The 13,007-nt window shown below is 32.1% G+C and carries 11 protein-coding genes and 1 pseudogene; all 12 read left to right on the top strand.

Annotation, left to right across the window (positions count from 1 at the left end; all coding sequences use genetic code 11):
• Window positions 1-22 precede the first annotated feature (22 nt).
• The 12 genes and pseudogenes from rnpM (at window position 23) to pgsA (ending at window position 13,003) form a co-directional block, all read left to right on the top strand.
• Window positions 23-285, top strand: a pseudogene (rnpM, locus tag HGPG_RS02170) (RNase P modulator RnpM).
• Window positions 286-309: 24 nt separating this feature from the next.
• Entirely contained in the window at window positions 310-2,619 is a 2,310-nt protein-coding gene (infB, locus tag HGPG_RS02175; protein ID WP_019124414.1) for a translation initiation factor IF-2, read from the top strand.
• The gene (gene rbfA, locus HGPG_RS02180) at window positions 2,619-2,972 is read left to right on the top strand and encodes a 30S ribosome-binding factor RbfA (protein ID WP_019124415.1); all 354 of its coding nucleotides are present in this window, start codon (window positions 2,619-2,621) and stop codon (window positions 2,970-2,972) included. Before infB ends, rbfA begins: the two co-directional genes overlap by 1 nt.
• On the top strand, window positions 2,965-3,939 hold the full coding sequence (locus HGPG_RS02185) for a DHH family phosphoesterase (RefSeq protein WP_036731382.1): 975 nt from the start codon (window positions 2,965-2,967) through the stop codon (window positions 3,937-3,939). The genes rbfA and HGPG_RS02185 overlap by 8 nt, the downstream gene beginning before the upstream one ends.
• Window positions 3,936-4,826: a tRNA pseudouridine(55) synthase TruB gene (gene truB / locus HGPG_RS02190; protein WP_019124417.1), complete on the top strand. Its 891-nt coding sequence runs from the start codon at window positions 3,936-3,938 to the stop codon at window positions 4,824-4,826. The genes HGPG_RS02185 and truB overlap by 4 nt, the downstream gene beginning before the upstream one ends.
• The gene (locus tag HGPG_RS02195; protein ID WP_019124418.1) at window positions 4,823-5,731 is read left to right on the top strand and encodes a bifunctional riboflavin kinase/FAD synthetase; all 909 of its coding nucleotides are present in this window, start codon (window positions 4,823-4,825) and stop codon (window positions 5,729-5,731) included. Before truB ends, HGPG_RS02195 begins: the two co-directional genes overlap by 4 nt.
• A gap of 113 nt (window positions 5,732-5,844) precedes the next feature.
• Window positions 5,845-6,111, top strand: coding sequence for a 30S ribosomal protein S15 (rpsO, locus tag HGPG_RS02200; protein ID WP_019124419.1), 267 nt, complete (start codon window positions 5,845-5,847; stop codon window positions 6,109-6,111).
• A 43-nt stretch (window positions 6,112-6,154) separates the two neighbouring features.
• Window positions 6,155-8,263 carry a polyribonucleotide nucleotidyltransferase gene (locus HGPG_RS02205; RefSeq protein ID WP_019124420.1) on the top strand — a complete coding sequence of 703 codons (2,109 nt, stop codon included), beginning with the start codon at window positions 6,155-6,157 and terminating at the stop codon, window positions 8,261-8,263.
• Between the two features lie 56 nt (window positions 8,264-8,319).
• Window positions 8,320-8,751: a dUTP diphosphatase gene (gene dut, locus HGPG_RS02210; protein WP_019124421.1), complete on the top strand. Its 432-nt coding sequence runs from the start codon at window positions 8,320-8,322 to the stop codon at window positions 8,749-8,751.
• A 136-nt stretch (window positions 8,752-8,887) separates the two neighbouring features.
• A complete protein-coding gene (locus HGPG_RS02215; protein WP_019124423.1) occupies window positions 8,888-11,164 on the top strand; it encodes an FtsK/SpoIIIE family DNA translocase in 2,277 nt (758 codons plus the stop codon).
• The gene (rimO, locus tag HGPG_RS02220) at window positions 11,157-12,473 is read left to right on the top strand and encodes a 30S ribosomal protein S12 methylthiotransferase RimO (RefSeq protein ID WP_019124424.1); all 1,317 of its coding nucleotides are present in this window, start codon (window positions 11,157-11,159) and stop codon (window positions 12,471-12,473) included. Before HGPG_RS02215 ends, rimO begins: the two co-directional genes overlap by 8 nt.
• Entirely contained in the window at window positions 12,470-13,003 is a 534-nt protein-coding gene (gene pgsA / locus HGPG_RS02225) for a CDP-diacylglycerol--glycerol-3-phosphate 3-phosphatidyltransferase (RefSeq protein ID WP_019124425.1), read from the top strand. The genes rimO and pgsA overlap by 4 nt, the downstream gene beginning before the upstream one ends.
• Window positions 13,004-13,007 lie beyond the last annotated feature (4 nt).

Genomic DNA, 13,007 nt, shown 5'->3' on the forward strand with positions numbered 1-13,007 from the left:
TCTTAATTTAACGGAGTAAAAAATGACTAAAATTAGGAAAATACCTATGCGTACTTGTATAGGTTGTAGGGAACAAAAACCAAAAAAAATTTGATCAGAGTTGTTAAAAATAAGGAAGATGAAATCTTTATTGATAAAACGGGAAAGGCAAATGGTAGAGGAGCTTATTTATGTAATGACAAGAGTTGTTTGGAAAAAGCGATAAAGTCAAAGGCCCTAAATAGGGCATTTACGACAGAAATTAGTGAGGAAATATATGAGAAACTAATGAATTCTGTGGATTAAGCTTCTTTTGAGGAGGTGTTCAATTTGTCAAAAATTAGAGTGCACGCGTTGGCAAAGGAAATTGGTATTACAAGTAAAGAATTAATTTTAAAATTAAATGAAATGGAAATACCAGTAAAAAACCATATGTCAACTTTAGAAAGTGCTGATGAAGAAAGAATAAGAAAATTATACAAAAAAAGTTCTTCTAAGAATGAATCTCCTGTAAAGAATGATAATTCTAAAAATAGTAGAGATGTAAAAGCAAAAAGTGAAGTTGCAAAAAATAAAAAAGAAAAGCAAGATAAACCTAATAGAGTTAAAACTTCTAAATATAAAAAACCTCAAGAAGATTCTGATAAGAAATTTTTTGATGAAAGAAAAACAGAAAATCATAAACACAATAAAAATCACAACAACAAAAAAGAAGAATCTTTTGAAGATGAGGATTTTAACAACAATAGAAAAAACAGATTTAAAAACAAAAAAGATAATAAAAGGGAAAATAACAACTCCTACAACAGAGATTTAACTAAGAAAAAACCAAAGAAAAAAGTTAAATCAAGACACAAAAAAGAGGAAGAAAATAGAGGAGATGATCCTATAACAGTGATTGCACCAATTACAGTTAAAGATTTTGCAGATCAACTTGGAGTATCTGTATCTACAGTAATAACAAAATTAATAGGCCTTGGAGTTATGGCTAATCAAAATCAAAGCATTGATGAAGACACTTGTATTTTATTAGCTGATGAATTAGGTATTGAAATAGACATTGAGGAGCCAAAACTAGACGAATCAATTGAAGAAGAATATGGTCTTCTAAAAAAAGATAAAGAAAGAGACTTAAAGACTAGACCACCTGTAGTTACAGTAATGGGCCACGTTGACCACGGCAAGACTTCTCTTCTTGATTCAATCAAGAAGACTCATGTAACACAATCAGAAGCTGGTGGAATTACTCAACACATAGGAGCTTACACAGTTAATTTAGCTGGAAAGAAAATTACTTTCCTTGATACTCCTGGTCACGAAGCCTTTACTTCTATGAGACTTAGAGGAGCTCAAACTACGGATATTGCTGTGCTTGTTGTAGCCGCAGATGATGGTGTAATGCCACAAACAATTGAAGCAATTTCTCACGCAAGATCTGCTGAAGTGCCTATTATTGTTGCTATAACAAAGATTGATAAGCCAGAAGCTAACACTGAAAGGGTAAAGCAAGAGCTTATGAATGAAAACTTGCTAGCTGAAGAGTGGGGAGGAGACACAATTGTTGTAGGTGTTTCTTCAAAAACTGGAGAAGGAATAGATGAGCTTCTTGAAATGATTCTTCTAGTTGCCGAAATGAGAGAGCTTAAGGCAAATCCTAACAGACGTGCTATTGGAACTATTATTGAAGCAAACCTTGATAAGGCAAAGGGTCCTATGGCAACTATTCTCATTAAGAATGGTACTTTAAGATTTGGTGATTCAATAGTTTCTGGAGTATGTTCAGGAAGAATTAGGGCTATGAAAGACGATAAGGGCAAGCAAGTTAAAAAGGCTGGTCCATCAATGCCAGTTGTAGTTCTTGGTCTTAACGAAGTTCCTAACGCAGGCGATACAATTTATGCAGTTAATGATGACAAAACTGCAAAGGCCATTGCTGATAAAAATGCAGAAATCACTAGAGAAAAAAGACTTAGCCAAACTACAAAGATTAGTCTCGACAATTTATTTGAAAAAATTTCCGAAGAAGATGTAAAGGAATTAAACATAGTTGTAAAAGCTGATGTTAAGGGTTCTGTTGAAGCTTTAAATCAATCACTTCTAAAACTGTCTACTGATGAAGTTAAAATCTCAATAATTCACTCTGGAGTTGGCGGAATTAATGAATCTGACGTAACCCTTGCTTCTGCATCTAATGCAATAGTAATTGGATTTAATGTTAGACCAAATATTAATGCAATTGAACTTGCTAAGGCTGAAGATGTTGAAATTAGAACTTACAGAGTAATTTATGAAATCATAAATGATATTGAACAAGCTGCTAAGGGTATGTTAGATCCAGATATTGTTGAAGAAATTCTTGGTAGATGTGAAATCAGACAAACCTTTAAACTTCCTAATAATCAAATGGTTGCAGGAGTATATGTTTTAAATGGTAAAATCTTAAGAAATTCTAAAGTAAAAGTTCTTAGAGACGATGTCGTAATTCATGAAGGAGACATAGCTTCACTAAAGAGATTTAAAGACGATACAAAGGAACTTGCCACTGGTTTTGAAGGCGGACTTGTTATAGATGGTTTTAACGACATCAAAGAAGGAGACCTTCTTGAGTCATATATACTAAAGGAAGTTAAGAGAGCATAATGAACAATAAGAGAATTAATAGAATATCTGAAGAAGTAAAAAGAACAATTTCAAATATTGTCCAAAATGAGCTAAAAGATCCTAGAATTCCATCCATTACGAGCATTTCTCATGTTGAAGTTACTAATGACTTATCCTTTGCCAAGGTTTATGTGTCTGTGCTTGGAAATGACTTTGACAGAGATGAAGCCGTGGAAGGATTAAATTCTGCAAAGGGATATATAAAAAAGGAATTGTCTAAAAGAGTTAAACTTAGAGCAATGCCTGAACTTATCTTTATAAAAGACGATTCCATAGAGAGAGCTCTTGAACTTGACAAATTAATTGATGAGGTAAATCGTGGAAATGAGTAATCTAGTGGAACTTTCCTCTGAATTAAAAAAACTAATTGACGAAAGTGAAATTATTGCAGTTGCATCTCACTTAAATCCAGATGGAGATAATTTAGGTTCAGTTACAGCTATGGTGGGCATACTAAATAAACTTGGCAAAAATGTTGTTTTTGTTTTAGATGATAAGATTCCACAATCCTTTAAATTTTTGCCAAATTTATCCTTTGCTAAGGCTCCTGATAAAATAAATAATAATTTTGATTTATTTATTGCTCTAGACGCATCTGATGAAAATAGAATGGGCGATAATATAAAAAAAATCTTTGAAGCATCAAAGAAAACTGTAAATATTGACCATCATTTTAGCAACACCAATTACGCTGATTTAAATATTGTTGACTCAAAATCTCCAGCGACTTGTGAAGTCCTTGCAAGAATTTTTGAAACTTTGAGTTTAGAACTCAATAAAGAAATCGCAACGTCATTATTCACTGGACTTTCCACTGACACAGGTTCCTTTAAATATAGCTCTGTATCCTCAGATACTTTTTTAACTGCATCAAATTTATTTAAATATGATATTGATATTGATGAAGTTACAGTAAATGTTTATCAAAGCAGGTCTAGAGAAAAGACAGATCTATTAATTAGAGCCATGAATTCAATAGAGTATTTTCATGACAATAAAATTGCTGTAGTATTAGTCACTAAAGAAGACATGGAAAAATCAAAGGCAGAAAAATCTGATGCCGATGGCATAGTTGAATTTGTAAGAGATATTGACACAGTGGAGCTTGCGGTATTACTAAAGGAAAAAGACGACTGTATAAGACTTTCTCTTAGATCAAAGTCAGATATTGATTGCACAAAAGTTGCATCAAAATTTAATGGCGGAGGTCATGTAAGAGCTTCTGGTGGCACAATAAATCATACTGATTTAAATAAGGCTAAAGAAGATGTGGTAAAAGTAGCTGAAGAACAACTATGATGGACGGACTTTTAATTTTTGACAAAGAAAAGGGAATTACTTCTCACGATTTAGTTTATAAAGTTAGAAAAAAATTGGGAATAAAAAAAGTAGGTCACACAGGCACACTTGATCCAATGGCTACAGGTGTGCTTGTGATTTCCATAGGCAAGGGCACAAAGACAAGTGATTATATTTTATCAAGTGACAAAGTATATGAAGCAAAAGTAAGACTTGGAATTTTGACCGACACCTATGACATAACTGGAAAAATTTTGGAGGAAGAAGATGTAATTTTTACTGAAGAAGAAATTAAAGATGCTTTAATTAAATTCACTGGTAAAATCTCTCAGAAACCTCCAATTTATTCTGCCCTAAAAGTTAAGGGAAAAAAACTTTATGAATATGCAAGAGAAGGTAAAGACGTTGAAATCAAAAAAAGAGATGTGGAAATTTATAAAAATGAACTCTTAGACTTTAATGAAAAAGATGAATTTACTATTTTAGTTCACGTGTCAAAGGGCACATATATAAGATCACTAGCCTATGATATAGGTAAATCTTTAGGAACTTTTGCTAGCTTAACTGAGCTTAGAAGAATTAGGACTGGGTCTTTTAAAATTGAAGATGCAATAAAAGTTTCTGATTTTGAGAAATCAAGCCTAGATGAAATAAAAGAAAAAATTTTACCCATGGATTTAGCTCTAATGGATTTTAAGAGAATTGATATTCCAAAGAGCTTTTGTGACAAATTTATTATGGGACAGTTTTATAAATTAAAGGAAAATTTTTCTGATGAAAATTATAGAGTTTATTCAGATGATAAATTTTTGGGTATTGGAGAAATAAGAAAAAAAGATGGAGAATTTTTTCTCAAGATGAAGAAGAATTTAATAGGTGATTTATGAAAATAATTGAAATTGACTTAAATTATGAGGCAGAGGAAGAATCAGTTATAGCCCTGGGAAATTTTGACGGCGTCCACAGGGGTCATATTGAATTAATAAGTAAGGCAATTGAAAATGCAAAAAAATTAAATATTAAGTCAAGTCTTTTGCTTTTTAACGAGCACACAGATAATCTTGTAAAAGTTGGGAAAAAAGATATTATAACAACTAATAAGACAAAATTTGAAATTTTAGAAAATTTAGGCGTAGATATAATTTACCTGATTAATTTTACGAGAGAGTTTATGTCCTACAGTCCAATTAAGTTTTTAGATGATTTTTTAGCAAAAAATTTAAAAATAAGGGGAGTAGTAGTGGGTTATGATTACACCTACGGATATAAAAAATCTGGTGATGTAAAGTTTTTAAAGGAAAATAAAAATTTATTTGAATCTGTTGAAGTAATTGAGCAAATTTCTTATAATGACGAAAAAATTTCTTCTTCCTTAATTAGAAATTTAATTGAAGATGGAAATATAAAAGATGCGAATTTTTTGTTGTCAAGACCCTATAAACTCATTGGGAAAATTATTCACGCCAAGGGTTTGGGAAAGAAAATGGGCTATCCAACAGCCAACCTTGAACTAATTGATAATTTTGTTATTCCAAAATTTGGAGTCTATGACACAGATATTATAATTAAGGGCAAAAAATATAGGGCATCTACTAATATTGGAACTAATCCAACAGTTGAACATGATGGCATAAAAATTGAGGCACACATCTTGGACTTTAATGAAGATATATATGGAGAGATTGTAGAGCTTGAACTTTTAGATTTTGTTAGACCTGAATTAAAGTTTAATAGTCTAGAAGAATTATTTGACCAAATTGCAAAAGATGTTTTAGTTACAAGGAATAGATAACTTTACATTTATGACATTTCGTGGTAATATATAAAAGGTTAAATAGCTATTCACAGTTGGTCGCTCCTCGACGCCTACTTTGGTTAGCTGAATTAAAAATTTAGGAGGAAAATATGTTAGAACCAAATATTAAAAAAATTATTATTGACGAATTTAAAACTCACGAAGGTGACACAGGTTCACCAGAAGTACAAATTGCAATTCTTACTAGAAGAATTAACGATTTAAACGAACACTTGAGAGTTCACAAGAAAGACCACCACTCAAGAAGGGGACTTCTTAAAATGGTAGGTAAGAGAAGAAACTTATTAAGATATTTAAAAAATACTGATATAGAAAGATATCGTACACTTATTAAAAAACTACAAATAAGAGGATAATAGGAGCGGTAATTCCGCTCTTTCTTATTAAAAGGAGGAAATAATGGAAAAAACTTATACTATGGATCTCGCAGGTTCCCAGTTAAAAGTTACAATTGGAAAAGTTGCAGAACAAGCTAATGGTGCTTGTTTAGTACAATATGGAGATACTGTTGTCCTAGTGACAGCAACAGCTTCATCTAAACCAAGAGAGGGAATCGACTTTTTTCCTCTAAGTGTTGATTACGAAGAAAAGATGTATGCCGTTGGAAAAATTCCTGGTGGATTTATTAAAAGGGAAGGAAGACCAAGCGAAAAGGCTACACTTTCTGCTAGATTAATTGACAGACCTCTTAGACCTCTTTTCCCTGAAGGATATAGAAATGATGTGCAAATTGTTGCAACTGTATTATGTGTTGACCAAGATCATTCACCAGAAATTGTTGCCATGATTGGTTCTTCTATTGCTCTTTCTATTTCTGACATTCCTTTTGATGGACCTACTGGTTCTGTTGAAGTTGGATTTATTGATGGAAAATATATCATAAACCCTAATGAAGAAGAGAGAAATAAATCTAGAATTAACTTATCACTTGCTGGAACTGAATCTGCCATTATGATGGTTGAAGCAGGAGCACAAGAAGTAAGTGAAGCAGAAATGCTTGAAGCAATTTTACAAGGACATGAAGTTATCAAAGAAATTTGCAAATTCATCAATGAAATAACTTCAGATGTTGGAAAAGAAAAGGCAGCCTATGAAGTATTTAAAGCTGACGAAGAAATTGTTTCTAAAGTTAAAGAATATGGCAAAGACTTATTAGTTGATGCAATTAGACAAAAAGATAAAATTGTAAGAGTTGAAAAAACTGAAGCAGCAAAGGAAGACATTAGAGAACATTTTAAAGACCTAATGGAAGAAAATGCAAAGGATATTGAAGCTGCCTTAGAAGAAATAGAAGTAACTGAAGTTAGACGTGGCATTCTTGAAGATGAAAGAAGACCTGACGATAGAAAGCTTACAGAAATTAGACCACTTTCTTCTGAAGTAGGGGTTCTTCCAAGAACTCATGGTTCAGGACTATTTACTAGAGGACAAACTCAAGTACTTTCTATTGCAACTCTAGGCGCAATTTCACAAGAACAAGTAATTGATGGACTTGGAGATGACAAGCCAAAGAGATATATTCACCATTACAATTTCCCAGGATTTTGTGTAGGAGATACTAAACCATCAAGATCACCAGGAAGACGTGAAATTGGTCACGGTGCTTTAGCTGAAAGAGCCCTTTTTCCAGTAATACCTGATAGCGAAACTTTCCCATACACAATTAGAGTTGTATCTGAAGTATTATCCTCTAATGGATCATCTTCTCAAGCATCTATTTGTGGATCTACACTTGCATTAATGGACGCAGGTGTGCCAATTAAGGCACCAGTAGCTGGTATTGCTATGGGTCTTATTGAAGAAAATGGCGTAATAAAAATTTTAACTGACATTCAAGGTCTTGAAGATCACTTTGGAGATATGGACTTTAAAGTAGCAGGTACTAGAGAAGGTATAACTGCTATTCAAATGGATATTAAAGTTGAAGGAATTAAAAAAGAAATCCTTGAAGTTGCCCTTGAAAGAGCAAAGGTTGCGAGATTTGAAATTTTAGATCACCTAGCAACTACTATTGAAAAGCCAAGAGCTGAACTTTCTAAGTACGCTCCAATAATCCACATGATTTCTATTGACCCTGAAAGAATTGGCGAAGTAATTGGCGCTGGTGGAAAGATAATTAATAAAATTATTGAACAAACTGGCGTTAAAATCGATATTGATGATGACGGAAGAATTTCTATTCTTTCAGAAAGTGATGAAAGAGCTAAGGAAGCAATTGCTATAATTGAAGACATAGTAAAAGAAATTGAAGTTGGAGAAGTTTACACTGGTAAAGTAAAGAAAATTGTTAAGTTTGGTGCATTTGTTGAACTTAAAAAGGGAACTGAGGGACTTCTTCACATTTCAGAAATTGCTCACGAAAGAACAAATAGTGTTGATGATGTTCTAAAAGTTGGCGATACAGTAGAAGTTAAAGTTATTGATATTTCTGATGATACTGGTAAAATTTCACTTTCAAGAAAAGCTCTTTTAAAGAGAGAAGATAATAAGAAAGAACAAGATAAGTAAATAAAATTTTAGTCGCATTAAGATTTATTTTAATGCGATTTTTTAAAGGGGAATTTATGAAATTAAAAATTATTAACAAAAGCAAGCATCCACTTCCTAAATATGAAACAGAAGGCTCCTCAGGAATGGATCTTAGGGCTAATCTTGATGAAGATTTAGTTTTAAAATCACTTGATAGAGTTTTAGTTCCAACTGGATTATTTTTAGAATTTGACAAGGGATATGAAGCGCAAGTTAGAGCTAGATCTGGTCTTGCATTAAAAAAAGGTCTAGGTCTACCTAATGGAATAGGAACAATTGATTCTGATTACAGGGGAGAGTTAAAGGTAATTCTTATAAATATGAGCAAGGATGAAGTTGTCATTAAAGATGGAGAAAGAATTGCACAAATTGTTTTTATGAAAATAGAAACTCCAGAAATTGTTGAAGTTGAAGAGATAAGTGAAACTGAAAGAAGCGATGGAGGCTTTGGTCACACTGGTCTTTAAGACAACAAATTGTTATAATATTATTGAGGTGCTATCTCTTGATAAAAAATAAAAAAACAATAAAAAAAATTCAAATAAAAAAAATGTTAGCAAAAGAAGAAGGACAAGTTCTGAAACATCTTCTGGCAAAGAAATAATGGGTCTATTTTTAGTTGTAATAGGTATAGTATTTTTTATTTCTCTATACAGTCAGAGAATGGGAATAATTGGCACATTAATTTATAAATTATTTTCTATTATTTCAGGCTCAGGTAACTTTATAATTCCACTTCTACTTATTTTTTGGGGAATTCTATATAACATTCAAGCTACGAAATTCCATATGAGAAGATATATAATCTGCTCTCTTGTAATATTTTTCTGCATTTTAGTATTTCTCGATGGTTCTAAGGAAATGGACATGACTTTAATCGAAAGAATAATTAAGTCAACAGAGTATATGGACATTACAAGAAGTGGCGGTATAATTGGCGCCATCTTTGGATTTTTCTCTTATAAACTTTTAGGATCTCTTGGAACTTATTTAGTTCTTGGACTAATAATTGTGGCATCAATTTATTTCATGCTAAAAGTTAACATCGACCAAATAATCATGTTTACTGAAGATCTTGGCGAATATTTTGAAGACAAAAAGAAAGCCCATGAAGTAAAGAAAGCTGAAAAAAAATTAAAGCAAGATGAAAAAGAAAAGAAGAAAATTGAAAGAGAAAATCTAAAGAAAGAAAAATTAGAGTTAAAAAAAGCTAAAGAAGAAAAAATAGTCGAAGGTGAAGACTTTGGAGAAAATTTAGTTATAAAAGATTATTCTGACGATAATAATTTGGAAAAGATTGAAGAAGAAAAGTCTAAGGATATTGATCTTATTGACAAGAAGGATAAGTCAGTAGATAAGAATATTGAAGATATTGAAATAGACGACGAAGAAGTCCTTGATACAATAAAAGATGATATTGAAAATAAAAATAAAGAAGAATACTCTTACACTTATCCAGATACAGCTCTTTTAGATAGACTCAAATCAAAGGGCGGATTTTCCAAAGATGAAGTGATGGAAAAGGGAAGAATCATAGAAAATACTATGCGGAACTTTGGAATTGAGTCTAAAGTTGTTGCCATAAATCGTGGACCTGTCATTACATCCTATGAGTTAAAACCAGCACCCGGCATAAAACTATCTAGAATTGTTGGACTTAGTGACAATATTGCCATGGCTCTTGCCAGTTCCGATCTTCGTATAGAAGCTCCAATACCTGGCAAAACTGTTGTGGGTATTGAAGTTCCAAACAACGAAAAGGATGCAGTTGGACTTAAAGAGTTAATTGATTCCAATGAATTTAAAACTATTAAGTCTGATTTACCATTAGCTCTTGGAAAAGATGTTGAAGGAAATATTTTAATTTCTGGTATGGAAGATATGCCGCATTTACTAATAGCAGGAGCGACAGGCTCTGGTAAATCAGTTTGTATTAATTCTATAATTACTAGCGTGATTTATAAATCATCACCAAAGGATGTAAAGTTGATGCTAATTGACCCTAAGGTAGTTGAGCTTAGCGTCTATAATGGCATTCCACATCTTTTAATTGATGTAGTAACAAATCCTAAGAAGGCAGCTTTTGCACTTAACTGGGCTGTTGATGAAATGGAAAAAAGATACCTTGCCTTTGCAGAAAATCATGTTAGAGATCTTAAAGGCTACAACAAGAAGATGATTGAAGAGGGAAGAGAAGATGAAAAACTTCCTAAGATTTTAATTATTGTTGACGAACTTGCAGACCTTATGATGGTTGCATCAAAGGAAATAGAAGAATATATAGCAAGGCTTGCACAAAAGGCAAGAGCTGCTGGAATGCACTTAATCCTAGCAACGCAAAGGCCTTCTGTTGATGTTATTACAGGAACTATTAAGGCTAACATACCTTCAAGAATTGCTTTCGCTGTAGCCTCTTCTGTGGACTCAAGGACTATTCTTGACATGGGTGGTGCAGAAAAACTTCTTGGCAAGGGCGACATGTTATTCTATCCAAGTAAATATCCAAAACCAAAAAGGATACAGGGTGCACTAATTAGTGACAGCGAAGTGGAAAGAGTAGTTGACTTTGTAAAAAATAATAATGAAATAAAAACTAACCTTGAATCAAAAATAGAAAAGGCAATAGAAGACAAGAAAATTAAAGTTGATGATGAAAAGGATCCACTTTTTAAAGAGGCAGTTGAACTAGTAGTTAATGATGAACAAGCTTCTATTTCTTATATTCAAAGAAAATTAAAGGTTGGCTATTCAAGAGCTGGAAGAATAGTAGATCAAATGGAAGAAATGGGCATCATTGGACCTCATGAAGGTTCCAAGCCTAGAAAACTTTTAAAAACCAAGGAAGAAATAGATATAATTTTAGGTGATGAAGATGAATAATGTGCATATAGTTACCTTGGGTTGCTCAAAAAATGAAGTCGACTCATCTATGATGTACTCACTTTTAAATAAAGATAGATATAGGATGGTAGATGATGCAAGTGATGCAGATATTTTAATTGTAAACACTTGTGGATTTATCGATGCAGCCAAGGAAGAGTCAATTGACACAATTTTAGAGTCAGTTGAATATAAGAATGAGGGAAGATGTAAAAAAGTTCTTCTATCAGGTTGCCTTGCCCAAAGATATCCTGAGGAACTTTTAAAGGAAATTCCTGAAATTGATGGAATCATCGGCACAGGAAATATAAATTATATAAACGAGCTCTTAGACAGAAGTATGTCTGGAGATTTATTTGTAAAAACTGACAATTTAAATTCAGCTTATATTGAGGGAATAAAAAAAGAAGATGTTAAGACCACTGAATTTGTAAAAATCTCAGAAGGTTGTAATAATAACTGTTCTTACTGTATTATTCCTTCACTTAGAGGTAAAAATAGATCAAGAAAAATTGAAGATATATATTCTGAAGTCCAATACCTAGTAAGTAAAGGCGCAAGGGAAATTATTTTAATCGCACAAAATACTACTGATTATGGAATTGATTTGTACTCAAAATATTCTTTGGCTAAATTAATTAAAGAAATTTCAAAAATAGAAGGTTTAAAGTGGATTCGCGTTTTATATTTATATCCTGACCATTTTACTGATGAACTAATAGAAGAATTTAGAACTAATGAAAAATTAGTGAAATATGTTGATATGCCTCTTCAACACATTTCTGACAATGTTTTAAAGAGTATGAACAGAAAAACCAGCAAGGACCATATTTTAAAGACTCTAAAGAATTTACGAGCATCTATTCCAGAAATTGTAATTAGAACAACCTTTATTGTTGGTTTTCCTGGAGAAAGTCAAGAAGACTTTAAAGAACTTGTAGACTTTATAGAAGAAATTAAATTCGACAAGCTTGGAGTTTTTGAATATTCCAGAGAAGAGGGAACGAAGGCGGATCTTTTAGATAATCAAATTCCTGATGAAGTTAAAAAGAGACGGAAAGATGAAATTATGGAAATACAAAACGATATTTCTAATGAAATCCTTTCAAAAAATTTAGATAAATCTTTAGAAGTCTTAATAGAAGAAAAGATTGACGAAAATAATTATGTAGGAAGAACATATATGGATGCTCCAGAAATTGATGGAGTTATCTATGTTGAGTCTAATAGGAATTTAGAAATAGGAGATTTTGTTAAGGTTAAAGTTATTGATACTTTAGATTATGATTTAGTAGGTGAAGCTATATGAATACTCCAAATAAATTGACTCTCATGAGAACTTTAATGGTTCCAATCTTTGTCTTATGCATGTATTTAGATTTTAATAATTCGAGAATAGTTGCAACACTTATTTTTGCCATTGCTTCTTTTACAGACTTTTTAGATGGTTATCTTGCAAGAAAGGACAATTTAGTTACTAATTTTGGAAAATTTGCTGATCCCCTTGCCGATAAAATTTTAGTATGCTCAGCTATGATTATGTTAGTAAGCACTGGTGAAATGCCAGCCTGGGCTGTAATTATTATCATATCAAGAGAATTTACTATTACTGGATTTAGAATTATTGCGGCTTCTGAAAATATTACAATAGCAGCAAGTCCTCTTGGTAAATTTAAGACTGTTACACAGTTAATATCAAATATTTTACTGTTAACTGGAATAGAAAAATTTAGACCTATTGGCATGGCAATATTTTATTTAGCTGTTGTGTTTACTGTAATTTCAGGTGCAGATTATTTAATAAAAAATAAAAAAGTTCTTGATTTAGAAAACATTTAAGGAG

Source organism: Peptoniphilus grossensis ph5 (assembly GCF_000311825.1).
GTDB classification, from domain to species: Bacteria; Bacillota; Clostridia; order Tissierellales; family Peptoniphilaceae; genus Peptoniphilus_A; species Peptoniphilus_A hominis.